The organism is Sphingobium sp. Cam5-1 (assembly GCF_015693305.1).
Lineage (GTDB): Bacteria > Pseudomonadota > Alphaproteobacteria > Sphingomonadales > Sphingomonadaceae > Sphingobium.
In genome coordinates, this window is the sequence record NZ_CP065139.1 from 172,202 (window position 1) to 196,706 (window position 24,505).

A 24,505-nucleotide genomic window follows, 5' to 3' on the forward strand; every position below is an offset into this window, starting at 1 on the left:
TTCTAGTTTCTATTTGCAACAAGGCGCCGATTAGGTATTAGGTATCTTATGGATACCAACGTGGACCCGCAAACCGCCCTGCAGATTCTCGAACTGGTCGGGAACAAGTGGACAATGCTCGTCACATACAGACTGGGTGGTGGCGAGATGCGCTTTTCCGACCTCAAGCGCTGCGCAGCGCCTATCAGCTCCAAAATGCTGACCCAGACGCTGCGCGAACTTGAGCGTTTCGGGATGGTGTCAAGGGAGGTCCGGCCGACCATGCCGCCGAGCGTGGAATATCGGCTGACGGATCTGGGCAGGGGGTTCCTGGGGACCGTCAGCCAGATTTGCGACTGGATCGGCGACAATCATGAAGCGCTGGAACAGGCGCGCGAGCGCGAGGCTGCAAGGTCGCAGGACAGTCGTGTGGCGTTCATCGGCGTCTGACCTGTCGTCTGGATCAACGGGTCATATTCAAGATTTCCTGAAAGCGTCTCGGCTCATACCAGCGATCACCGGCTCAAAGGCTTCGACGATGTTTCCGCTGATTTGTATTTCGACGCGCCGTTCAATACGCCAGCCGATTTCGAGCCGACGGTAGGTCACCTGATAGTAGCCAGCCGCGTAGCGTTGGCCGCTATGCGTTGCCCCGGCCCGGCAGATGCCGATCCACTGGAAGTGGACCTGACCCCAAGCCATGTCCCCATCAATGCGAAGGCGGGGCGCGGTGTTAAAATGGAGCCCCTGATAATATTCACTGACTTCCGCGCAAAATCCCGCAAGTTCTTTTGTTCCTGTGACCAGGCGGGTTGGCTGGTCGCCGGATTTCGTAATCTCGAACACTCCGTCCGGGGCGAAGACATCGGCCCAACCCTTTGTGTCTCCGCTATCCCATGCACGGCAATATTCTGCTTCAAGATCGATAATCTCTAAGCGGTCTTCTGCGGCCGCAAGACGTCGTTCCAACGCGGCAAATGCGTTTTCCATGATCTGATCCCCAAAAGAGGTGAGCGCGATTGCGTCCCTAATTTGATGTTTTCATGCGAGCTGCAACTTTTCACCCATTCAGCATCAAATCCGCTGCCTTTTCCGCGATCATGATGATCGAGGCATTGGGATCGCCTGTCGTGATCCGTGGCATGACGGAACCATCGACCACGCGTAGTCCGTCAATGCCATGCACACGTAACTGATCATCGACTACCGCCATGTCGTCATGACCCATGCGGCAGGTGCCCACCGCTTCGTAATTGACGTGGCAGTCACGGCGGAAAAAGGCATCAAGCTCCGCGTCGGTGGAACAATCAGCGCCCGGATGATATTCCTCGCCGCGATATTTGGCGTAGGCGGGCTGTTTGAAGATTTCCCGCGCTATCCGAACGCCGCGCCGCAGGGCATCGCGGTCGCGTTCCTCGGCCAGATAGTTGGCGTCGATGATAGGCTGCGCAAACGGATCGGACGATCGCAACTTCAGCTCTCCGCGGCTTTCCGGGCGGGTCAGGATGACGAGGTTGGTGAAGCCATGTTGGCGAACGATCTGCGCGCCGTCACCCGACAGGATCGGTAGAAAATAATATTTGAGGTCAAGTTCGTCATGCCCTGGCGCACCTGATCGCAGATAAGCGATAACGTCCGTGCTGAAGCCCGCAAGCGGCCCGGTGTGCGTCGTCATATAGCGCAAAGCAGCTGCTGCGATCCGCAAGGGGTTCGAGATGAACTTATAATCTGACACCGGTTCGGGACTGATTATCTGAACCTGGGAGCCAATATGGTCGTGCAGATTCTGACCGACACCCTTGAGGTCTGCAACCGCTCTGATCCCGACCGATCGGAGATGGTCGCCGTCACCGATGCCCGACAGCATAAGCAGTTGTGGTGATTGGAAAGTACCACCGCTACTGATGACCTCACGAACGGCGCGGGCCTGTGCGATGCGGCCTTTCTGGCGATATTCAACCCCTATCGCACGATGGCCGTCCATAATGATGCGGGTGACGTGGGCTTTCGTACGAACCGTCAGGTTCGGCCGCTTGTTTGCGGGCCGAAGATAGGTGACCGCCGTGCTCATGCGGCGTCCCTTGCTGATCGTATATTCGCATGGACCGAAACCCTCCGGCACGGCGCCATTATGGTCGTCGCTATAGGGAAAGCCTGCCTGCTGGGCGGCTTCAAGCCATGCCTTGTGGCCCGGGTTGGTCACCTTGGCATGCGTCACCGGCAAAGGGCCGCTGCCGCCGTGAAATTCATTCTCCCCGCGCCAGCTGCATTCCGCCCGCTTGAAATAAGGCAGGACATCTGAATAGGACCAGCCTTTATTACCAAGCTCGGCCCACAGGTCGAAGATTTCGGGGCTGCCCCGGCTATAGCACATGCCATTGATCGAACTGCTGCCGCCCAGAACCTTGCCGCGCGCATCATTGAGGACGCGGTTGTCCAGATGCTTTTGAGGCGCGGTTTGATACTTCCAACTGACCATTCCGGCCTGGAGCATCGGGAAAAATCCGGCCGGCATGTGGATCAGCGGATTGACGTCCCGTCCACCCGCTTCGAGCAGAAGGACCTTGATCGACAGGTCGGCGGATAGGCGGTTGGCCAGGACACATCCAGCCGAACCAGCGCCGACCACAATATAATCGAACTCTTCAGCGGTCTTCACAAACTTCCTCCCTCGTCATTTTCAGCATGCAGGATTGGGCAGGCTTGCGACGGCCTTGATCTCGACGAGCGAGCCAAGATAGCCCAGCGCCGCGACGCCCACCGCCGTCCAGCAGCAACTGGCGCCGTTCATGAAACTGGCCTTGGCGGCCATGAAAGCGTCCATATGGTTGGGGAAGCCGACATGGAAGGTCGTGAGGTCAACGATGTCGCTCGCCTTGCTTCCGTGACGCGCAAGGACTTCGGCTAGCGCGTCGAAGGCAAGCGCAAACTGGCGGGAACGATCGGCAGGCACGGTTCCGTCAGCCTCCACACCGATCTGGCCGGAGCAAAACAGAAGTCCGCTCGCCACCTTCGCTTCGCACAATCCATAGCTTTCAGAGCCTTCAGTTTCAGACATGCCTTTCTCCTCCGATCGGCGATCCGCCGCGATGAATGCGCTTTGCCATAAACGATACAAAATGTCTTGTTAAATAAAAAACGCTGTGCCAATTGCCGTCTCCAAGAACAGCAATGGGCTCGAACGAGTCCAGAAAATTAGGGGAGTATTGGCATGAGAGTTGGACTCTGTTCGCGCTACGCGTTGCTGGCGGGGATAGCATGGAGCGTGACCCCGGCATGGGCGGCTGCACCACAGGAGCAGGCCGCGACACCGGTCGCCCAGGGCGATGGTACGCGGCTGGAAACCATTGTGGTGACGGCGCGGCGGACGCGCGAAAATCTTCAGAGCACGCCAGTCGCCGTGACGGCAATGTCTGGCGAATTGCTGGACCGGCTGAATATCCGCGATGTCGTCGCCACCGCCCAATTCACGCCCAATCTGGGCATCAGCCAACAGCCCGCGTCGATCACCGCCGCATCGGTGTTTATCCGGGGCATCGGCAACGCGTCGCCCAGCGCGGTCTCTGAACAGGGGGTCGGCATCTATCTGGACGGCGTCTACATCGCCCGATCGGCCGGTGCGGTCTTCGATCTGGTCGATCTGGAACGGATCGAAGTGCTGCGCGGTCCACAGGGGACGTTGTTCGGTCGTAACAGTGTGGGCGGTGCTGTTCAGCTGATCAGCCGCAAGCCTGCCGGTCATGCAGGCTTCGAAGGCAAGGCAGGCTATGGCAGCTTCGACGACTGGTACGCTCGGGCGCGCTTCGATACGGGATATATCGCTGGAACGCCGATCAAGGCGTCTGTTTCCTATATGCACCGGCAGCGCGACGGCTATTTCGACAATGTCCTGGCGCCGTCCAATCAGGATCCCGGCGCGCTCAACAGTGAAGCCGTCACGGCTGCGGTTCAGGGAGACTTTGGTGACCTGACGGTCAATTACGGTTTCGACTACAACACGCGCACCGGCATTCCGGCCTTCTTCCAGGTCGTCAATGCCACCGACGATGTGCGCAACTATTTTGGCGCCTCACCGCTGTTCGGAGGCTCATCTTTCCAGATTGGCGCGGACGGACTGCGCAAGGGGGAACAGCAGCCCGCGCTCGACCTGAACGGCAACCCGACCTTCGCGGTGAAGGCGAGAGTCTATGGTCATGCGCTGACACTAAACTATCAGTTGATCCCGGAACTCGCGATCAAGTCGATCACCGCCTATCGCTCCTACCGCCAGGATGGCGCGAACGGCCTGTCGGGCAATGGCACGCTGCGCGGCTTTACGCTCAGCCCGATCCTGTTCGTCGATGGCACTGTCGCGCCGACGGGAGTGCAGCCGGTCACGCCCTATGATGGCTACACGACGCAACGCCAGCATCAATTTTCGCAGGAAGTACAATTGCTGGGTGAAGCCGGTGAATTCAAATATGTTGGCGGCGCCTTCTACTTCAGCGAAAAGTCTTCCGAAGCCAATTATCAGCAGCTGACCTTTGTGCTGCCGGGCGGCGATGCGGGCGTCAACCTCTCCCCCTTGCAGGCATTTTCGGGCAAGGCGCGTTCCTATGCGCTGTTCGGCCAGATCAGCTACACGCCGGAAGGCAGCGGCCTCGAACTCACGGGCGGTGTTCGCTACACGCGTGACAAGAAATGGCTGACTCTGGCGGGCGATGTTCAGCCTAATCTGGATGGGCAGGTTTCCTATCGCAATCTTTCATGGCTGGCGTCGGCGAATTACCGACTTCGGCAGGATTTGATGGGCTATGTTCGTGTGTCCAGCGGTTTCCGGGCTGGCGGCATCAATCCTTCCGCGTCAGAGATCAATGTTTTCGCGCCGGAAAAGGTGGTCGCCTATGAGGCGGGGCTGAAGGGTGAGTGGTTCGACCATATGCTGCGGACCAATTTGTCCGCTTTCTATGTCGATTACCGCGACCTTCAGATTTCGCAATTTCTGGCGGGCACTGGCGGCGCGACTTCGGCGATCGTCAATGCGGGGCGCGTTGCGTATCGGGGTGTGGAGGCCGAGATCACCGCCATTCCGGTGCGGGGACTGACGATAGATGCGTCGCTGGGGTACACCTCGCCCAAATATAAAAGCTATCTTTATCGTGATCCTGCGACCAACGAACTGGTCAATGTCGCGTCCGAAGCCCGTCTATCGCAAGCGGCGAAGCTTAACACGCATATCGGCGTTCAATATGATTACAGTCTGCCCGTTGGAAAACTGTCGCTACGCACCGACTATGCCTATCGCAGCACGGTTTACTGGTTCACGATCGATCGATTGAACCTGTTCAATCGCGATATCCGATCTCGCCCGGATCATAATCTGCGTGCCCGCATCTCTCTGGCGGACATTTCCGCAGGCGCTGGCAAGCTCGATGTCGGCCTGTGGGGCGATAACCTTACCAATCAGCGCAACATCGATTTCGGCATCGACTTCGGCAGTCTTGGCTACGGCAGCGCCTCGTTCAAGAAAAAGCGCACGTTCGGGGTGGATGCAAAGTTCACTTATTGAGCGACCGGCGGCCGGGGAAGGGCGAACCTTTTCCCTGGCCGTCGGCAAGTCAGCCTTTCACCCCGGGGATTTCGCATCCCCTGATCAGCAGGTTCGTCAGTTGCTCCAGATGATCGTCATCCGGCCGGTCCTTCGCGATCACGATCAGGCCCGCTATCGACGTGAACAATGTCGCGATGACCATCGTGATGTCTACATCACGACGGATCAATCCCGCGCGCTGCGCCTCACGAAGCGGCTCCCCCATGTCATGAGAGATGGACAGCCACTGGCGCCTCGTTTCCTCGTTGAGGAAGCCTGGTCCCAGGCTGGCGATCAGGCCATTGATGGCGATTTCATCAGGCTCGGAGGAAAAGTCGCGAAATGCGGTGGCAATCGCGCGCAGATGATCGCGCCAATCGGACCTGGGTTCCACCTGGAATGTCGAATTATGCGTCGTCAACGCCTCTGCGATCAGCGCTTCTCTGCTGGGCCATCGCGCATAAATGGTCGACCGCGCAATGCCGGACTGTTCCGCGACGTCCAGCATCGAAAACTCGGTCGCCCCGCTTTTTATGAGGTGAAGAACGGTCGCGGCAACGGTCTGCCGAACCCTTTCCGTGCGCCCCCCAGGGCGGATGTTGCCGCGCGTCATACGCTTTCCTTATCGGGCCGCGACTGCCCGGTTCAAGCGTCATTTCATTGGATATGAGAATATATGCAGACGACCGCACAGGATAGGCTGTCGAAAGGAGAGGCGGTATTCCCGGATGAGCCATGGGGATTGCTGTTCATCCTCGCGGCGATAGGCTTTTTGTTGATCGGGGGCATGCTGACCTCGCTCAGCGTCTATGTTTCGGTGATGCAGGCGCATTTTGGCTGGAGCGAAGCGGCCATGGGTGGCGGGCCGGTGATGCTGCTGCTTGGCATGAGCATCGGCAATCTGAGCGTCGGCGCGCTCATGCGGCGTTTAGGGGTGAGGGGACTGTTTTTCGTCGGCGTAAGCGTTGCCCTGTGCGGCTGGGTCGCGGCCGGGTTCGTCCGTTCTCTGGCGGAATTCATGGCGGCCATGGCATTGTCTGGAATCGGCACGGGCGTTGCGACGATCGTGCCGGGCATCGCCGTGATTTCGCAATGCTTTCACCGGCGAAGGGGATTGGCGGTGGCGCTGTTCATTGGCGCCAGTGCTCTTGCCAGTTCCACCATGCCAATCGCCAGCCGTTGGCTGATCGACGCTGCGGGATGGCGGCAGGCGTTCTGGATTTTCGGATCGGTCGTCGCCCTGATCGGGCTGCCTCTCTTGTGCCGCTTGCCCCGCAGCATCAACGGCGACCAACGTCATGAGCATCAAGCGTCGGGTCTCACAGTAGAACAGGGCCTGAGACTGCCCGCCTTCTGGATATTGATCCTGGTCCTGACAATCAGCCAGTTCGGAATGAACGCCATATTGTTCAACCTCATCGCCTATCTGCGCAAGACCGGCTTTTCGGGTAGCGATGCCGTCACTCTTTTCGGCATTGCCAATTTCATGAGTCTGCCCGGCCTGGGGATAGGCGGTTACCTGTCCGACCGGGTGAGCGGGCGCATTCTCCTGCCGCTGATCCTGCTAATTCAAAGCGCGGGCACATTGGCGCTGCTCGGCGTGGGGCACGGCTATGCTGCTATTTGGCTGTTCATCCTGTGCTGGGGCGGCGTTGCAGGATTGCCAGCGCAGGCCGGTTCGATGTTGCTGAGCGAGATCATCGGGCAGCGAACCTATGCCACGATGCTGGGCATCGTTTTCACGGTGAATGGCTTTCTCGCCGCGCTGGCACCGGCGGTCATGGGCTGGGCCTATGAAGCGACCGTCGGATATTCCCGGCCGATACTCATCATCGCGGCGCTCTGTCTGCTCGCCGCCTGCGCCTCGACTTTCTGCCGTGCAAGACCAGCGCGCGATGAATCCACCCTCTGTCTGGAAATATGATCATGTCGAACAACGAAGCCTATGAACGGGGGGAAGTGCCCGTATCGAGCAGCGGCTGGACCAAGCCACAAGGGCTGGCGAGAGCTTGGCCAGCCTTGATGAAGGATGTTTCGACCGATGTCGTGGTGATCGGCGCCGGGCTTGCGGGTGCGTCTCTGGCGCTTCATCTGGCGGAGGCGGGGATCGGCGTGATCGTGCTGGAGGCGCGACAGCCCGGCTGGGGCGCCTCCGGGCGTAATGCGGGCCATGTGTTGCCGATCCTGCGCGACATAAAGCTGTTCGAGCGCTTTCCGGACGGGGGAAAGCACTTCCTGGAACTGTTTCGCGAGCATCACACCATCCCCTTCGATCTTTCTGCCCGATATGGGATCGACTGCGACGCGGTTCGGTCGGGCTATATCAACGGCATGAAGACACGGAGATCCTTTGACGCCTTTGTCCGGACCTTTTCCTATCTGGAGACGAGCGGACTTCAGAGGCTGACGTTTGCGTCCGGCTCGGAGATGAAGGCGCGAACCGGATCAAACGCCTATCCCTTTGGCGTGATCTTTGAAGATGGCGGCCGGGTGAACCCCTATCTGTTCACCAACGGCATGATCGCGACGGCGGCCCGGCTCGGCGCACAAATTCATGGAGACAGCGAAGCTCTGTCACTTGAACCGACGCAGGGCCGGTGGCGGGTGCGGACCCGGAGCGGCAGCGTGCTGGCCGATCGTGTGATTTTCTGCACGGCGGCCTATCCGGCGGCCATTGAACCGGCGTTTCGTAAAGCCTTCTATCCCCTGACCGCCTATGCTCTGACGACGAAACCGCTGCCACAGGAAGCGCTAGACATCATACTGCCCGGCGGGGGCACGTTCGCGCAGGCGCCGGTCGATCTTAATCCGATGGTCCGCGACCGCCACAACCGGTTGATCCTCTCGTCGATTCCCCGTGTTGGGGGTGCCCATGATGCGGCATGGCATTTCCGCTCGCAGTTGCGCTGGCTGCACCGGGTCTGGCCGGAAGCTCGCGGCATGGGAATTGAGATGGAGGATTATTGGACCGGCCGTGTCGCGATGCGAAAAGCGCAATTTCCGGGCGTGTTCGAATTGGCGAACAATGTCTTTGGCCTCATGTATTTCAATGCCTGGGGCAATGTCATGGCGCCGCTGATGGGCAAGATCATGGCGGACGCGCTGGCGCGCGATGCCATGCACGCCATGCCTTTCCCATTGGAAAAGCCGGAGCCTGTCTCGTTCAACCGGAAATATGAGATGCTGATCCGCCATCTTCTGCTGCCAGCTGCTCGGGTGGGACAACGCTTGGGTGTTCTGTAGCGTCAGTCCGCTGCCGCCACGCCGCGTAACCCATCAGCGTCGGTCAATTCGATACGGCCATAGCCCAACCGGATCAGCCCCGCCCGTTCGAACGCGGCGAGATGCAGATTGATCGTCTTGCGCGTGACGCCAATCATCTCGCCCAATGCCTGCTGGCTGAGCCGGACGACGGGTCCGTCATCCGACGGGATTGCCGACGCCAGCAGGCGAGAGGCTATGCGTTGCCGGGGTGGCAGCGCCATTAAATTTTCCTGGAGTGGCCAAGTTTCTTCCTTGCTTCCCACCCGGTTGTCCCCAGCCTTTATGGCCCCCTATCGTCGAGGGCTAGGCGCAATCAGCAGCAGGGAAGGAGAAGAGGTCGAGACAGTCACCACTAATGGCTGCCCGGTTGCCCGCGAACTCACCCTCTTTGGGAGGAAATATTGCCGCCATCGACGACAATCTCCGACGCGGTGATATAGCTTGCCTCATCGGACAGAAGGAAGCGCACGACCCGTGCCACTTCCTCTGGATCGCCAAGTCTGTTGAGCAGGATACGCTTTTCGAAATGCCCATGGGGCAGAGCTTCGACTGCGGGACGCATCATGGGCGTCATGATCTGGCCCGGTGATACCGAATTGATGCGGACGCCATCTTGGGCCAGTCGATCGGCCAGTGATCGGACGAGCGACAATATTCCGCCTTTCGCCGCGCTGTAGATCGGGTTCATGGCATTGCCGAGAGTTGCGTTGATGGAAGCTATCGCCACGATTGCGGAGCCCGGCTGCGCCGCCAGATCCTGATGGAGCGCCTGAACGATGAAAGCGAGGGAGCGGAGATGAATCGCGATCCCGCTGTCCCAGCTCTCCGCCGTCAGTCCGTCCAGCGATGCTGTATCAACAACGCCAGCAGCATGGACCAGTCCGCCTGGTCTGCCGATCGCTTTCCGCGTCGCCGCCAAGGCAGCTTCGATGCCACCAAGTTCACGCAGATCAATCGCAATGCCCGTGGACGCTGTGCCATGTTCCGCCACAATGGCGTGTGCCGCTGCCGATGCCTTGTCGCCGTCGATGTCCCACAGAGCAACAGGGCGGCCAATGACGGCGAGCGCATGAGCGGACGCAAGGCCTATGCCTGATGCGCCACCGGTGATGATGACGGGAGAGGAAGGGGAGGCAATGGCGGGGGCGAGTGACATGCGAGAGAATTCCTTTAACCGAGCGACGAACCCTATTTGTCTAAAAAGCTGACGAGACGGACGCTGCTAATTCGCAGCAGGCCGTCCGGCAGCGGATGGTTCCATATGCCGGTGAGTCCATAATGAGATGATGGATAGTTGTTCGCAACCAACGTTGCCGACAAGCTCCATCGTGGAAACATCGCCAATGTCGAAGATCTTTCACAGATTGAATTGGCATTTCATCGACGGCGCCCGCATGTCTAACGTGAAGTTACCCTATGGGCTCACCAATTGATCCGACACGGAAAAAGGCGATGGAGCTTTCGCTGGCACCCCCTTGGGTGCTGCATCGCTATTTTTGGCGCAACGCCTCCAATGAATGGTGATACGAAGCCCTCGGTGAGCTTCAGCGGCGGATGATCCTGGGCAGATCGCCAAGCGCGGCGAATGTCGCTTGATCAATTACACACTAATGTGTAATTCATTCTCATCGAGTCCGAAAGCGGGCACATATGAGGAGAGACGGGATGCACGAACGGGTGCTGGACGTGAATGCCAGGGTCGATGCCGCGATCGATGCGCTGGACCCCACCATGGCGCTGATGGCGTTGATCCAGATGACCGGCAATCGGACGCTGCTGAACCACTATTGGGATGCGATCGACGGGCGTCAGGAAGAGCTGGTCGAGACGTTCGTCGATATCCATGCGCATGAAGAGCGGCCTGCCATCGATCCGGCCGTGGTCGCCGAGATCCGCGATCGCCTGCGCGTGGCGGTGAAGGCCGGGAAGCCTCCGGTCATGCCGCAGCTGGACCGGCCGATGTTCAAGCGGATGAGCCGTTTGCTGCTGGGTCAGGACCTGCCCGAAATGTCGGTGGATGTCGCGTTCCAGCATGCCGGGTTCACCACCGACACGCGCATTCGCAAGGCGGCCGATGTCCCGCCCGCCGATTTCAAGGTGCTGGTCGTGGGCGCGGGCATGATGGGCATCAACGCGGCCATCAAATTGCAACAGGCGGGATTTGATTTCACCGTGCTGGAGGCGCTGGACACGGTCGGCGGCAACTGGTTGACCAACACCTATCCGGGCGCGGCGGTCGATACGCCGAGCCGCGTCTATTCCTTCTCCTTCGAGCCAAATGCTTCCTGGACGCAATTCTACCCGCGTGGCCCGGAATTCCTGTCCTATCTCGATCGCGTCACCGACAAATATGGCCTTCGCGACCGGATCCGGTTCGGCACCTGGGTCGAGGGTGCGGAATGGGATGAGAAGCGCAAGATCTGGACGGTGAAGGCGGTCCGGAACGGCAAGCCGGAAAGCCATGAGTGCAACGTGCTCATCATGGCGGTAGGACCCAACAACAATCCCAATTATCCCAAGGTGAAGAATCTCGACAGCTTCAAGGGGCCGGTCATTCATTCGGCCGCCTGGGACCATAATGTCGATCTGACGGGCAAGAAGGTCGTCCTGGTCGGCACGGGCTGTTCAGGCGTGCAGGTGGCGACGGCCATTGCCGACAAGGTCGGCGAACTGGTGATCGTGCAGCGCCAGCCGGAACATATCATCCCCAATCCGCAGGCGCATGCGCCGGTGGCCGAAATCGAGCGCTGGGCGATGGAATATGTGCCCTTCGTCGCGCAGTGGAAGCGTCTGCAGGGCTTGCACAGCCAGATGCGCGACATGCACGGCATGATCATGAAGGATGAGGACTATGCCGCGAAGACGGGCGGCTTTGGTCCGATCAACGACGGCATGCGCATGATGTGCGAAGGCTATCTGAAAAGCCATTTCCCGGACGATCCGGAGATGGTGAAGCTGTTGACACCCAACTTCCCGGTGTTCGCGAAACGGCCGATCCTGGATTGCGGCTTTTACGACACGCTCAAAAAGCCCAATGTGTCGATCGTGCGCGGCGAATTGGCCGAGGCCGAGCAGGACGCGGTGATCCTAGCCGATGGCACCCGCATCGAATGCGACGTGCTGCTGCTTTCGACCGGCTACAATCTGCATTTCGGGCGGCAGTTCGACATTCGCGGCACCGGCGGCGAAACTTTGACAGACGCGTTCGACCCGCATCCCTTCTCCTATGAAGGCATGCTGATCACCGGCTTCCCCAACTTCGTCTTCATGGGCGCGCCCTACAGCTATCTGGTCGCCAACCATGCGGTGGTGAGCGAGCAGCAGGTCCATTATATCATCGAACTGCTGCAATGGATGGTGGACGATCATCTGTCGTCCTTCGATGTGTCGCCAGAGGCGACGCAGGCGTTCATCGACGATGTCGATGCCAACCTGGCCAAGACCGCCTGGGTGCAGTGCGGCAGCGCCCATGGCTATTATCGCGACAAGGGCGCCGACGGGCAGAAGAAGGTCATCCTCGCCATCCCGCGCCACAACTCGCGGATCTGGCATGTCCTGCGCTCGCCCCGCGAAGAAGACTTCAACGTCACGCGCGCCGACGATGCCGCCAAGCCCGCACCGCGCGAAATGGAAATGCTGACCATCTGATCCGCTTCCGTAAACAGGAAACGGATGACAACCGAATGATATTGGGAGACTAGATGATGCTTCGTGATCTCGCTGAGCAGTTCCGCCCGGTCGCACCTCCGCAGTTGATCGATCAGGCTTATACGGACGATCAGCATGCGCGTTTGTTGAGTGTTGCTCGTAACAATGGTCCTTGGCCGTTGATGCTGGCGGAAAACTTCAAGACGCCAGAGGAGGTTATCGCCACAACCTCAGGCGCAGGCAAGCAACTGCCGGAAGGGGTCAAGCTGACCTGGGACATGATTGGTATCTATCCCGGATTTCGAGGATATTTGGCGCGCGGCGGCACCTGTTTTTACCCGGAGATCGAGGATTGCTATTACAACTCCCGCTTTCTCGAGCTGGTGCGGAATTATTACGACTGCCAATATGCCGAGCCGGAGACCTTCCTCTTCAATATCCAGGGGCCAACCCCCCTCGGCGGGCCGCCCCATCTGGATGGCACGGTCTTCCGGGGTTTGACGATGGAAAACACGCCGCTCTGGCTGCTGCTGACGATGGCGAAGTCCTGCCTGTTCAATCGTTGGCGCTCGAAGAAGGGCCAGGTGATCGCCTGGTATTACAAGGGCAAGATTGGCGGCGGCTTCAACTGCTGGCCTGATGGGCCGAGCGGTGAGGCCATGCAGATCAACGCCCCCATGTGGGGCCGCGCGGTGGTTGTCGAAAACGAGATGACGTTCCACCATGGGCAGGCTGCCGGTCCGGTTGCCATGCGCAGGCCGCAAGGACTCGACATCAGTTCGACCTTTGGCCCTGACCCGCAGGATCCGACCGGCTGGCAGATCGAAACTTTTGGCAAAGTCACCCAGAAGGTGCCGGAAGAGGAAATGCGCTTCCTCGTCCATTGGGGCGCGCGCCTGTTCAAGGACATGGATGATTTCAAGCTGACCTACGATCATCGCGACGACATCACCCATGAGCAGGCGATCAACATGCTGATCGAGGACATGAAGAAGCGTGGAGTCCAGTTCGAAGTGCCGACCGATCCTATGAACGATAATGCGTTCGTCGGTCTTCTGGCCATGGTCTATGATATTGGCGGTCCCACGAACATCCCGCCCGATGCAATGGACGAAGCCGCTTAAGGGCGGCTTCATCCAATGCTTCACGCAGTTCGGCGAACATTCGATCGCTGTGCTGGAATGTCAGAATGGCCGCCATGGCCAATATGACTGATAATATATCTTATGTTAAATTACGTCGCTTTGTTGGTGGATAGTGGGGTCTGACCTCGTCCATTCTCAACGTCAGAGACCGCAACCCCATTTATCAGGTAGCACAGATTAAATTCGGCAACCGCATGGCACTATACGGCTGCCGATCGTCTGCGTCGAAATGCGATCCCGCGCTTCTCGAGTTCGGCGGGAATCAACCCGTCATTAAGTTTGCGTTTCATCGACAGTGAACAAACGCGTGTAGTCGCGGTCGAAGAGATTCTCCTCGTCCGCCGCCATCCGCTGGAAAATTTCCGGTTCGTTGGCCTTGGCGAGGAACACGTCATAAGCGGCGCGGTCGGCGAACCAGAGCTCTGTTATTACATCGAAATCGAGCTCAGTTGCCTTTGGGAAAAATAGAGCTCCATCCAAGTTGATGTAGTTGCGACGATAATCGAGAATATTGGGCAATAGCTCAGCCATCAACTTTGAATGATGATTTTCGTAATAATCAATGAACTGCTCTCGGCTAAGATCTTGTCGACGGCGCAAGAGGGCAATGCATTTGAACATTATGTTTCTCCTGGATGTTTTAATGCGGAAGAATCAGTCGCCCGAAGAATGACATTGCCGGGCCACCGACGTCAGCTTGCAAGAGCTTTATCGCGTCACTCGATCGTATCGAGATCATTTCTGTTCATTTCGCACCGTAAGGGCGAACCCAAAGCTCACGCGGACCGCGCAATACCCCACCGACAAATTCGACCGGCCGATCAGGGGATAATTGCATGTTCGGGAAACGTTCGAAAACGATCCGCAGCGCAGCTTCCAATTCACGGCGAGCAAGGTGCATACCCAGACAGAAATGGGGACCATAAGCAAAGGTCAAACTTTTGCTGTTATCGCGCGTGGGATCGAAGCGGCTGCCATCGGGAAAGACCGCCGGATCGCGATTGGCGGCCGTGATTGCGAGCGCCACCATATCCCCTTCTTTGATGGAAACACCGCCGAGCTCAATGTCGGCCGATGCCATGCGCGGTTCGAGAGCCACGGGTGGCTGCCAACGAAGAGCTTCGGCTACCAAAGCCGTGCGTGCCTTATCGTCCTGTTGTGCCATTGCCCGGAAGGCGGGGTCGGCAAGCACACATGCAAACAGGCTGCCGCCTGCCTTGTAGGTCGTGTCGGAACCCGCCGGGAACAACAGTCGCAGAAAGGCCAGAATTTCCTCGTGAGACAGATGCTCGCCGCCAACCTCGGCAGTGACTATCATCGAGATCATATCGTCCTTCGGCTCCGCGCGCCGCTGACGAATGATGTCGTCCATATAATCGTCAAACTCTTTCTTCGCCTGAAGAGAGCCTTCCGGGTCCCAGCCGTAATCGATCAGCTTGACGGCCCATTTGAGGAATTTGGCCTCATCGTGGACGGGTATCCCAAGCATGCGAGTGATGATGGAAAAGGGGAAAGGCCGGGTGAAGGCCTGCGTAAACTCCACCTCCTCCTTGCCTTCTATGCGATCAAGCAGTTCATGAATGATGGGCTCCAGCGTGTGCTCCACGAGAGCGCGGACCTTGCCTGGCATGAACGAAGGCGCGACAAGCGCTCGTTTCGCACGATGTTCGTCACCCTGCATGGATTGAATATTCCTGCCCATCGCCGGGGCTGCATATTCCATGAAGAACGCGCCGCCATCGAAACTGACGACATCACCGAACGCCTGCTTGACCTCGGGGTGGCCCATTATCAGCCAGATGGTATTTCCCCAGAATTTGACGGGGACGACCGATCCATGCGTCCGAAGTTCGGCGAGGAGTTCGTGAAGGTCGGGCAGTTCGTCAAGCCCGAAATCCTTGTCGCTCATCAATGGTTCGCGGTCGCGCAACATCCTACTTAACTCCGATCCTGTCATCGTTCCGGTCGCAAACATCCAGCTCTAATCAAACGAGCCCCAGAATAGCATATTTTGATCGATGGCATTTAACCATCAAGTGCGTTCAGGCCTGACATTCGGGCACATGGATCGTGAGGCCGTCCAGTTCACGGGTCATCACGATCTGACAGGTCAGTCGGCTGCCCTCGCGGACGTCGATGCAACCCGACAACATGGCAAGTTCTGCCTCACCTGGCGCTTCCAGCTTGTCGATCCATTGATCATCAACATAGCCGTGACAGGTTGCGCAGGCCATTGAGCCCCCGCATTCCCCAATTATGCCATCGACGGAATTGTCTGTCGCGAAGCGTAACACGGTGTCACCTTCCAGCCCCTCCGCGATCGTTTCAGCGCCATCCTGGCCGACAAACCTCACCCGCATGAAAACTATCCTTTATTCTGATCATCCGCCACTGCCTGAGGGCAATAGCGCGTCACCGCGCTATAACCGTCAGCCGCCTTGTTGCAGACTGGCGGGCGCGGTCGACCAGTAGCTGTGGTAATAGCCTGCTACCCATCCGCCATCCACCGCCAGCTCAGCTCCGGTGATGTAAGACGCTTCGTCAGAGCACAGGAACAAACTCGCCGCTGCGACTTCGTTCGGTTCGCCCATCCGTTGGAGTGGTACGCGCGTGTAGTGTGCGTTGCGGTCATCGCCCTGCCATTTTTGGGGATTGCCCATCGCAGTATCGATGCCGCCCGGATGGACAGAATTGACACGCACGCCATGAGGACCGAATTCGAGCGCTACCGATTTGGTGGCGCCCCGAACAGCCCATTTGCTCGCGGAGTAAGCGGACAGAGAGTTGGAGCCGCGCAGACCATCGACAGAAGAGATGTTGACGATCGCACCACGGCCGGCATTTTTCATGGCCCCCCCGACATGCTTCATGCCGAAGATCGTTCCCTTGACGTTGACGTTGAAAACGAGATCGAGATCGGCGGCGGTCACCTCCGTGACCGGTGCCATCACGCATACGCCGGCATTGTTGACCAGTGCATCAATCCGACCATAGCGTTCGAGCAGATTTGCCGTCAGAGCCTGCCAGCTGTCTTCGGAAGAGACGTCGTGCCGCGTGAAGCTGGCTTTGCCTCCCAGTTCGGCCGCCAGAGCGGTTCCTTCGTCCACCAACATATCCGCGATCGTAACGATCGCGCCTTCCTGTGCGAAAAGCCGGGTCGTCGCCTCACCCATGCCGCGTCCGCCGCCGGTGATGATCACAACCTTGTCCTGCATGCGTGCCATCTTACACCTCTTCCTTTTTTATCCTTCGCACCGTTGATTGGCGCGACGATCATTGCCTGTTTGTGCCACCCCGGCTCATTGGGCCTTGTTGGCGCCCTTCTTTTCAAAGCGCGCGCGAAAGGCTTCGAAGAGCCGGTCTTGCTCTTCGCCGCCATTAAGGCTGCTGTTGATCAGGCGCTCGACATTGCGCCCTTGCGTCCGGTCGAGATCCTTGGCCAGTTCGATGGCGAGTTTGGCGGAACCCAGCGCCTCGGGCGGTTGCGCCGCGAGATGGCGGCAGAAGGCTGCGACTTCTTCGTCAAATTCCTCGGCCGGATAGATTTCATGAATCAAACCAGCCGAAAGCGCGCGTTCGGGGTTCATGGGGAGATTGGCCATGATCAGCCAGCGCGCCCAATGGGCACCCACGGTACGGACGAGGCGGCTAGTGCCGCCTGACCCCGGTATGGCGCCGAAGTTCAGTTCGGGCAGAGCATAGGTTGCCGCGTCGCTTGCCAGACGAAAATCGCACGATAGCGACATTTCAAGAGCGCCGCCAAGGCAAGGTCCCTGATGAGCCACGACGACGGGCTTCTCGAGATTCTCGAACTCATCCCACAACCAGTGGCGGGCCGCTTGCCCGTACCGCTGCCGGAACTGCCGGGCGCTCTCGCCCGGCTTCGCGGGTTCGATCGCGGTGATGTCATAACCTGCCGAGAAATATTTGCCGGTCGATCGGATCAGGAAAACCCGAAGGGCTGCATCGTCCCGGAAAAGTTTGAAGGCCGAATAAAGGCCATCGAACATCGAATTGGTGATCGCATTGTATTTGTGCGGCCGATTGAACGTCAGGGTCAAAACAGGCCCGTCAGCCTCGATAACGAAGTCTTGTTCGCTCATGTTCAATTCCTCGTTCGGGGCAGTCCAAGCCCGGTTTCGGCAATAATGCTGCGCTGAACTTCGCTGCTGCCCATATATATGGTCGCGGCGATCGAACGGCGGTACTCGCGCTCTATCTTGCCCAGCACCGTGTTTCCGGAGAACAGGGAGTCCGGTGCGGTCAGCGCCATCAGCATCTCACCGCACTCGATCATGGCTTCGCTTCCGAAAAGCTTGCCCGATGGGCCAAAGTGCTTCTTTTGGTCACCCGTGCTGGCGGCCCAGAGGGCGCGCCGGTGCAAGGCATGAAGCACTTCCAGCCGGGCAGCAACCGAAGCCAGAACGCTGCGTACCCGATGGCTCGCCGAACGTTTCTGGCCGTTCTGGTCGGAGCCATGGCTCCACTCAACGCCCGATTTCACCATTTCCTGTAGCGAACCGATAAAGAGTTCCATCGACCCCTGCTCGCGCGCGAGCGCCGCCGCCAGGACCTTCACACCTCCATCAACCTCGCCGATACGCAGTTCATCCGGTACGCGCAGGTCATCATAGAAGGTGGTGTTGGTCCGCTCTCCCCCTACGGTCTCGATCGGATCGCAGCGATATCCCGGTTGATCCAGCGGCGCTGCGAACAGGGTGATGCCCTTATGCTTATCCTCCCCGGTACGGGTTACCATAAGCGAGTAGTTCGCCAGATGGCCCTGCGAGGTGAACATTTTCTGCCCGTTTATCACCCACCCCTCGCCATCACGCGTGGCGCGTGTCTGGACGGCGAAGAGGTCCGATCCGCAAGACGGTTCAGAATAGCCGAGCGAGCCATAGAGTTCGCCTCGTGCCATCCGAGGCACGATTTCGCGCTTGGCCTTGTCGCTGCCATGGTCGATCAGCGCGCGGCCGACCAGTTCCGTGACGGCCACTACCGTATCATTCCAGCCAAACTCGACATAAACGCCGCGAACAGCCGCCACCGCAAGCACGTCAGCGGAGCGTCCGCCATATTCCGTCGGCCAGTCAGGGAATAAAAGTCCTTTGGCCCCGAGCTTTTTAAAAAGGTCGACGTCGTGCCCGTCATCTGATCCAAAGGACCAATCACGCTTTTCCGGTGTCGCATGTTCTGCGAAGACGGCGCGCACCTCCTCCGCCAGCGACAATGCGTGTTCGGGGAAATCGAAGCGAATGTCGTTCTCGCCAGAATCAGGAAGGTGCGCCTTGCCTCCAAACCACATCCGGGAAGCCGCCCGCTGCAACTCTTCGTCCGGGTCGCCAGCCAGCAGCGACCATGCGGCGACGCGCCGGAAATAGGTTTGCGCACTATATTCCATGGTAACGCCATAGCCACCAAGAACACGCATCCCGAGCACGGTGGCGGGCCGGGCCGCCTGTCCAGCCCACCATGATGCCAGGCTGACGAGGCCAGCGGCATTGTCGGCATTTTGGGAAATCGCCTCAATTGCACGCAGGATCAGCAGCGATGCACCTTCCACATCAACCAGACGATCCGCCATCGGATGGGCAAGTCCCTGGAAACTGCCGATCGGACGGCCGAAGGCGTGACGCTCCTTGGCATATTCGGCTGCATCGAACAGAGATTTTTGAGCGGCAGCCGCGATCCGGGCGGCATTGAGCAACCGCCATTCCTCGACTGCGGCCTCATAGGCCTGCACTGCATCCCTGCCCTGCGCGACCAGCCTGCCCCCGTCGCCATCAAAATCGACGAGGCGTGCACCAAGGCCGCCAATATCCGTAGATTCTCCTGCGACCGGACCTGAGAGTATCCGGATCTCTTCCCCGAGGCGGAACAGGATCAGATCGGCGGAGGAAGCATGCGCGATGACCTGCTGGCGCCGCACCGCTGCGTCATCGAGCGCAAACAGGGCGATGCCCCCGTCAGCAACGCCTTGCAGGACATCGTCCGCGCCAAGCAAGGCCAGCAGCCGCGCCGCGACCATCATCTCCACGCCCGGGATCACCGGGGCGAACTTGCCCAACGCCTCCGCGACGACCACGGCTTCGACCAGCCCTGCCCCAACGCCGCCCTGCGCTTCGGGAACGCGTAGAAGCGGCAGGCCGAACTCGTTGAACAGCACCCAGGTTTCAGCGTCGTGGCCAAGTGCCTCACTATTGCGCAGGTGCGCCAGGGTACATTGGCGGGCAAACGCCTTTTCCAGCATGTCGCGCAGAAGCTGCTGCTCTTCCGACAGTTGCAGGTTCATGTTTTCACTCGCTCCTGCTCTATCAAGTCGAGGACCTGCTTGCGAAGGTCCGGCTTCAGCACCTTGCCCATGGCGTTGCGGGGCAATTCCGCAACCAGAACCAGCCGCTCTGGCGCCTTTTGGTGGGAAAGCCCTGCCTGCGCGAAATGCGCGCGGATATCGTCCAACGTCAGCGTGACAGCGTCGGCGACCTTGACAAAGACCGCGACCCGCTCACCCAATGCTTCGTCAGGCCAGGCGACGGCAGCGACTTCGGATACGGCGGCGTGTTGCATCATCACGTCTTCAATTTCCTTGGAGGAAATATTTTCGCCGCCACGAATGATGATGTCCTTCTTTCGATCGACGATGCGAATATAGCCATCTTCGTCAAGGACACCGATGTCGCCGGTTCGGAACCAGCCATCGCGGTCAAAGGCCGTCGCATTATGTTCCGGATCGAGATAGCCCTTGAAAAGCTCCGGCCCCATGGAAACGATCTCGCCCGGTTCGCCGACAGGTACGGGTTGTTCGTTTTCGTCAATGAGCCGGACCTGCACGCCCGGCATCAACCGGCCATCGGTCATCATGCGTTTTTCTTTGGGATCGGTCGGATACGAACCGCTGATCGTCAGATGTTCGGTACATCCGTAGCATCGCGTCGCCGCCCAGCCCCGCGCCTCGCACAGTTCCATCAATGTTGGGGAAACGCTTGTGGCGCCGATGAGAATTTGCCGGAGACCGTCCGGAAAAACCTCGTCGGCATGACGAAGATAAGCCTGGACCATCAACGGGACGCCCGCCGCCCGATCCGATTGATTCTCGCGGACCAGCGCGACGGCCACATCCTCATCGAAGGCGTCCATAAGGATCATGGGATCCGCCATCAGCAGCGGTCGCAAAGTCATGATCACACCTGCGGCGTGACCGCTGGGAAAAGGATGAAACTCCGGCGTGCCGGATGCGGAACGGACCATCGGGAAGTTGGCGACTTCCGAAGCGAACGCATTATGCGTCAGCACCGCGCCCTTCGGTGCAGCCGTGGTCCCGGATGTGAAAATGATGAGCCAGGGGTCGTCCGGACTGGCAGTCAGGCGCGGCATGGGTTCGTCCCCGCCGGTATTCAGCGCGCTCCAGCGAACGACCGGGCGCGGCATCTCCTCATCGCCAATAACGATCACATGTTTGAGTTCGGGCAAATCGCCAAGGGCGCCCAGCCGCGCGCCATAGTCGATCTTCTTCCAGCGATCCGGGACGACGAATGCGCGAGCGTCCGACTTGCGCAAGACATATTCTATTTCTGCCGCGCCAAGGGTGTGCATCATCGGCACGAAAATCAGGCCCAGATGCATCGCCGCGAGCATCGTGAGGGCGCATTCTTTCCAGTTCGGCACCTGCACGACGACCGCGTCGCCCTCGACCAGGCCAAGGCGTTGGAAGGCGCGGGCGATGCCATAGCTTTCCGCGAGCAAGGCACCCGTGGTCGTCGAGCAGGGACGTTCCGCCGATCCAAAGATGATCTTGGTATCCGGGGATGCATCCACACATTCGCGGATCATCTCCGGCATCAACCGCCCTTTATGGAGACCCGAACTGACCCATTCTTTCCGCAGCACCGCGCGCGCGCGCCAGTGATCTGCCTCGTTCAAGGCAGCAAGCCGTTGAGCCAGTGTCATCTGCTTTGCCTGGTCTGGCCGCGTGTGAGGAGTTTCAAGCATTGGCGATATAGACCAGGGTCCGCTTCGCGATCCGCCACCCTGTGGGGGTCAGGCGGAATTCGTCCAGAGCATTGCCAATGGAAACGGGGATCAGGGCCGCACGACGGTCTTCGGCCGTGGACGACCGGGAATATGCGACATAATTCGAACGACTGCGCGCGTGATCGGGATCAACACAGTCGATGACGATGTTCGTATATATGTGGAGCATTCGGTTCGTTACGGGAATTTCCCCGATGAAGCGCATGATCGCATCAAGCCCCACCAGCGGACTACCCCCCTTTTCAAATACCGCATCCTCAGTGAACAGGTTGCGCAGTCCTTCAATGTCACGCTGATCCATGCACCGCGCCAATTCGAAAATCAGCCGTTGCAGCTCGCGTTCCATCATGTAGGTCTCAATCACAGAGGGGGTCATCATCTCGATCCAGGAGTATGAAGTACGCAGTAAGCGTTCGGGCAATTCACGATGGGCTTGAAAGGAGGAAGGACACTTACTGCGAAATTCCCGCGCCTTTCGTATCAGCTCTCAATCAGCTTCTGCCAAAGCTCCCAGCTCGGCAAGCTTCTCCTGTGCCTGCACTTCCCAGACATCAAGCGCATGCCGGGTGTCGGTTTGATATTCGAACAGGTTTCTCATCTCTGGCTTTACCTGCGCGCGATCGATGAAATATTGTTCGTACCAACGGCGCAGTTGATAGACCGGGCCGTCCGTGTCGCACAGCAACGGATTGTCGATCCTGGTCTTGGTTTCCCAGATGTGAACGTCCTGCAAAGTATTTTGCCGATTGAATTCGGCAACACGCAGCTGTCGCTCCGCATTTTGTTCGGGCGTAAGACCTGGCTTATGTCGAGTGGTAATCAACATGTGAAGTGTGAACGAATTGGGCGTCTTGGGAACCTGCGCGAGAACGATATACGTATCCGCGAATTCCCCGTCGAAACATGATGCCAGCCGGGATTGCAGCAGGCACGGGCCGGTATACAATGTCTCACCACGCAGGCTGCCGTAGGGAACGCGCTCAAGAGGATAGCCCGGCTGCATCTTGTCATAGTCGTCAGTGAAGGATTCGGCCGTGACCCCGACCTCCATGAACTGCCACGCCACATGTCCTTCGAAACGATTGCCGAAGAATGTCGGAGCTACGGCTACGCCCTGACCATGGACATAGAAGAAGTGTGCGACATCGACCATGTTGTCGACCAGCTCACGACCGCTGATCCCGACCTCGTGAACGCTATGGCTCCAGGGAGAAAAGTCCGTCGCGAAATTCGGAATCCGGGGCAGAACCATGTCCTCATCCGGCGGCCCACCCTCCGAATCGTACCAGACGAACAGCAGGTCATCGACCTCCTGCGTCTGCCAACTGCGGGTCCGCGCGCGGGCAGGCATTCGCTTGGCATAAGGGACCGCCGTGCAACGACCGTCCGCGCCCCAGCGCCAATCGTGGAATGGGCAGGCGACGGAATCGCCCTTGACCGTGCCTTCCGACAGGTCAGCGCCCATATGTGGGCAAAAGCCGTTCAGAACCGAGAGGGTGCCGCTTTCCGACTGAAATACCACCAATTTTGTGCCGAAGGCTTCGACACCATGGGGTTTGCCATCCTTGAAATCGCTTGCGACGCCGATGCAGACCCAGCCGCGTGGAAGTCGATCGGGCAGGTCGGCGACGATAACGGCGACTTCGTCTGACTCTGAGCCCTCCTTACGCATATATATTCTCTCCAAATTTCTTGTCCGAAACTTTAGCCGGGCGGAAAAATGCCGCTTCGTCCGAAGAGACTAGGCCAGATTCACAAATCGGATGTAGCATCGCTGAAACAGAGCATCCTGGGTCGCGATGGCAATTGAATCCACCGCGATCCCCGCCAATTCGCGCGAGCGAAGCTCATCTGTAAGAAGGAACGCCATTCATGGTAGCAACGGTTTTGGTCCTCGGTGCGTCTGGACGGGTAGGGTCGCATGTCGTCAAAGAGCTTGGCGCGCATCACGAAGGCATCACGGTGCGCCTCGCGACAAGCCGGGCCGCAGTCGCAGAGCAGTGGCGTGCAGAAGGGCGCGAAGCGGTTGTACTCGACCTCGATCGCCCAGAGGGTTTCGCCGAGGCTTTACAAGGCGTCGATCGCGTTTTCCTGCTGACCGGCTATTCCTCAGCCATGCTCTATCAGAGCAAGAAATTCGTCGATGCGGCTGTCGATGCGGGCGTCAGCCATATTGTCCATCTGGGCGTTTTCAGCTCACCCCAGGATATGATCCCGCATTTCAATTGGCATATCCTAATCGAAACCTACATCGAGGCGAGCGGGATCGCTTGGACCCATATTCACCCCAATGTCATCAGCGATTCGATGTTGGTAAGCACTCCTCCCATTAACGAGACCGGTTCGTTCCCCGTCTTCTGGCGCGACGTACCGCAAGGATGGGTGTTTGCTTCCGATATCGGCGCGGTAGCTGCCGCGGTGCTGCGGGAAGGCCCGGCAAAGCATGGGGGCGCGAACTATTGGCTGAGCACCGAGGTCCTTACGGGACCGGAGGTCGCGGACATTCTCAGCGAAGCGTCCGGCATTGAGATCAAATGTCTCATGCTGGGGCCTGAGGCGATGCAAGCCGTGGCGGACAAGCTTCCGACGATTCCGGAGCGCGCTTATATGGAAAGCGCGGTCACCTATATGGAACTGGCGGCCGCTGGCGCGCTGCAGTTCCAGACCGTCGTCCGTGACGACGTCAAGACAGTTCTGGGCCGTCCCGGCCTGACGATGGCACAATGGGCGAAAGAGAATCTTGTCACCGGAACCTGCAAATAAGCGAAAGGGCCGTTGCACCCCGGTGGCATGTAAAAGCTGGATCACAAGCCTTCGGCAGCCCGAGCGTTTCATTATGAGATCACATAGGTCATGATAGACAGAT

Annotated in this window: 22 protein-coding genes; 7 read left to right on the forward strand and 15 right to left on the reverse strand. The window is 58.8% G+C overall.

Going from position 1 to position 24,505, the window contains the following annotated elements:
- Positions 1-48 precede the first annotated feature (48 nt).
- Entirely contained in the window at positions 49-429 is a 381-nt protein-coding gene (locus tag IZV00_RS14895) for a winged helix-turn-helix transcriptional regulator (protein WP_196227207.1), read from the forward strand.
- Positions 430-456: 27 nt separating this feature from the next.
- On the opposite strand, the gene IZV00_RS14900 is transcribed toward IZV00_RS14895, so the two are convergent.
- The 3 genes from IZV00_RS14900 to IZV00_RS14910 all read right to left on the reverse strand — a co-directional run bounded on the left by IZV00_RS14900 (position 457) and on the right by IZV00_RS14910 (position 3,037).
- The gene (locus tag IZV00_RS14900) at positions 457-969 is read right to left on the reverse strand and encodes a nuclear transport factor 2 family protein (RefSeq protein WP_230463446.1); all 513 of its coding nucleotides are present in this window, start codon (positions 967-969) and stop codon (positions 457-459) included.
- 70 nt (positions 970-1,039) lie between these two features.
- Complete coding sequence (locus IZV00_RS14905) at positions 1,040-2,638, reverse strand: GMC family oxidoreductase (protein WP_196227208.1); 1,599 nt, start codon at positions 2,636-2,638, stop codon at positions 1,040-1,042.
- A gap of 21 nt (positions 2,639-2,659) precedes the next feature.
- On the reverse strand, positions 2,660-3,037 hold the full coding sequence (locus IZV00_RS14910) for a RidA family protein (RefSeq protein WP_196227209.1): 378 nt from the start codon (positions 3,035-3,037) through the stop codon (positions 2,660-2,662).
- A gap of 153 nt (positions 3,038-3,190) precedes the next feature.
- Between IZV00_RS14910 and IZV00_RS14915 the strand changes: the two genes are divergently transcribed.
- A complete protein-coding gene (locus IZV00_RS14915; RefSeq protein WP_196227210.1) occupies positions 3,191-5,527 on the forward strand; it encodes a TonB-dependent receptor in 2,337 nt (778 codons plus the stop codon).
- A gap of 49 nt (positions 5,528-5,576) precedes the next feature.
- Here IZV00_RS14915 and IZV00_RS14920 read toward each other — a convergent pair whose 3' ends face one another.
- Positions 5,577-6,161, reverse strand: a complete 585-nt coding sequence (locus tag IZV00_RS14920; protein ID WP_196227211.1) for a TetR/AcrR family transcriptional regulator — start codon at positions 6,159-6,161, stop codon at positions 5,577-5,579.
- 63 nt (positions 6,162-6,224) lie between these two features.
- On the opposite strand from IZV00_RS14920, the gene IZV00_RS14925 reads away from it, so the two are divergent.
- Positions 6,225-7,472: an MFS transporter gene (locus tag IZV00_RS14925; protein ID WP_196227212.1), complete on the forward strand. Its 1,248-nt coding sequence runs from the start codon at positions 6,225-6,227 to the stop codon at positions 7,470-7,472.
- Between the two features lie 2 nt (positions 7,473-7,474).
- A complete protein-coding gene (locus IZV00_RS14930) occupies positions 7,475-8,791 on the forward strand; it encodes an NAD(P)/FAD-dependent oxidoreductase (RefSeq protein WP_230463447.1) in 1,317 nt (438 codons plus the stop codon).
- A gap of 2 nt (positions 8,792-8,793) precedes the next feature.
- Here the strand turns inward: IZV00_RS14930 and IZV00_RS14935 are convergent, their stop codons facing one another.
- On the reverse strand, positions 8,794-9,033 hold the full coding sequence (locus tag IZV00_RS14935; RefSeq protein WP_196227214.1) for a Crp/Fnr family transcriptional regulator: 240 nt from the start codon (positions 9,031-9,033) through the stop codon (positions 8,794-8,796).
- 158 nt (positions 9,034-9,191) lie between these two features.
- Entirely contained in the window at positions 9,192-9,968 is a 777-nt protein-coding gene (locus IZV00_RS14940; RefSeq protein ID WP_196227215.1) for an SDR family NAD(P)-dependent oxidoreductase, read from the reverse strand.
- 509 nt (positions 9,969-10,477) lie between these two features.
- Here IZV00_RS14940 and IZV00_RS14945 point away from each other — a divergent pair.
- Together IZV00_RS14945 and IZV00_RS14950 are read left to right on the forward strand one after the other, a co-directional pair.
- Positions 10,478-12,460 carry a flavin-containing monooxygenase gene (locus IZV00_RS14945; RefSeq protein WP_196227216.1) on the forward strand — a complete coding sequence of 661 codons (1,983 nt, stop codon included), beginning with the start codon at positions 10,478-10,480 and terminating at the stop codon, positions 12,458-12,460.
- Between the two features lie 53 nt (positions 12,461-12,513).
- Entirely contained in the window at positions 12,514-13,584 is a 1,071-nt protein-coding gene (locus tag IZV00_RS14950; protein ID WP_230463448.1) for a hypothetical protein, read from the forward strand.
- A gap of 294 nt (positions 13,585-13,878) precedes the next feature.
- On the opposite strand, the gene IZV00_RS14955 is transcribed toward IZV00_RS14950, so the two are convergent.
- From IZV00_RS14955 to IZV00_RS14995, 9 genes are all read right to left on the reverse strand, one after another.
- A complete protein-coding gene (locus IZV00_RS14955; RefSeq protein ID WP_196227217.1) occupies positions 13,879-14,226 on the reverse strand; it encodes an EthD domain-containing protein in 348 nt (115 codons plus the stop codon).
- A gap of 124 nt (positions 14,227-14,350) precedes the next feature.
- Positions 14,351-15,538 carry a cytochrome P450 gene (locus IZV00_RS14960; protein ID WP_230463449.1) on the reverse strand — a complete coding sequence of 396 codons (1,188 nt, stop codon included), beginning with the start codon at positions 15,536-15,538 and terminating at the stop codon, positions 14,351-14,353.
- Between the two features lie 109 nt (positions 15,539-15,647).
- Positions 15,648-15,965, reverse strand: coding sequence for a 2Fe-2S iron-sulfur cluster-binding protein (locus tag IZV00_RS14965; protein ID WP_196227219.1), 318 nt, complete (start codon positions 15,963-15,965; stop codon positions 15,648-15,650).
- A 69-nt stretch (positions 15,966-16,034) separates the two neighbouring features.
- Positions 16,035-16,829 (reverse strand): SDR family NAD(P)-dependent oxidoreductase, encoded by a 795-nt coding sequence (locus tag IZV00_RS14970; protein ID WP_196227220.1) that lies wholly within the window; start codon positions 16,827-16,829, stop codon positions 16,035-16,037.
- Positions 16,830-16,904: 75 nt separating this feature from the next.
- Positions 16,905-17,708, reverse strand: coding sequence for an enoyl-CoA hydratase/isomerase family protein (locus IZV00_RS14975; protein ID WP_196227221.1), 804 nt, complete (start codon positions 17,706-17,708; stop codon positions 16,905-16,907).
- Between the two features lie 2 nt (positions 17,709-17,710).
- Positions 17,711-19,900, reverse strand: a complete 2,190-nt coding sequence (locus IZV00_RS14980; RefSeq protein WP_196227222.1) for an acyl-CoA dehydrogenase — start codon at positions 19,898-19,900, stop codon at positions 17,711-17,713.
- Positions 19,897-21,555 carry a class I adenylate-forming enzyme family protein gene (locus IZV00_RS14985; protein WP_196227223.1) on the reverse strand — a complete coding sequence of 553 codons (1,659 nt, stop codon included), beginning with the start codon at positions 21,553-21,555 and terminating at the stop codon, positions 19,897-19,899. Before IZV00_RS14985 ends, IZV00_RS14980 begins: the two co-directional genes overlap by 4 nt.
- Before the next feature lie 34 nt (positions 21,556-21,589).
- Complete coding sequence (locus IZV00_RS14990) at positions 21,590-21,988, reverse strand: nuclear transport factor 2 family protein (RefSeq protein WP_230463450.1); 399 nt, start codon at positions 21,986-21,988, stop codon at positions 21,590-21,592.
- Positions 21,989-22,126: 138 nt separating this feature from the next.
- Positions 22,127-23,311 carry a Rieske 2Fe-2S domain-containing protein gene (locus IZV00_RS14995; protein ID WP_196227225.1) on the reverse strand — a complete coding sequence of 395 codons (1,185 nt, stop codon included), beginning with the start codon at positions 23,309-23,311 and terminating at the stop codon, positions 22,127-22,129.
- A gap of 200 nt (positions 23,312-23,511) precedes the next feature.
- Between IZV00_RS14995 and IZV00_RS15000 the strand changes: the two genes are divergently transcribed.
- The gene (locus IZV00_RS15000) at positions 23,512-24,402 is read left to right on the forward strand and encodes an NmrA family NAD(P)-binding protein (protein WP_196227226.1); all 891 of its coding nucleotides are present in this window, start codon (positions 23,512-23,514) and stop codon (positions 24,400-24,402) included.
- The last annotated feature ends 103 nt before the right edge of the window (positions 24,403-24,505 follow it).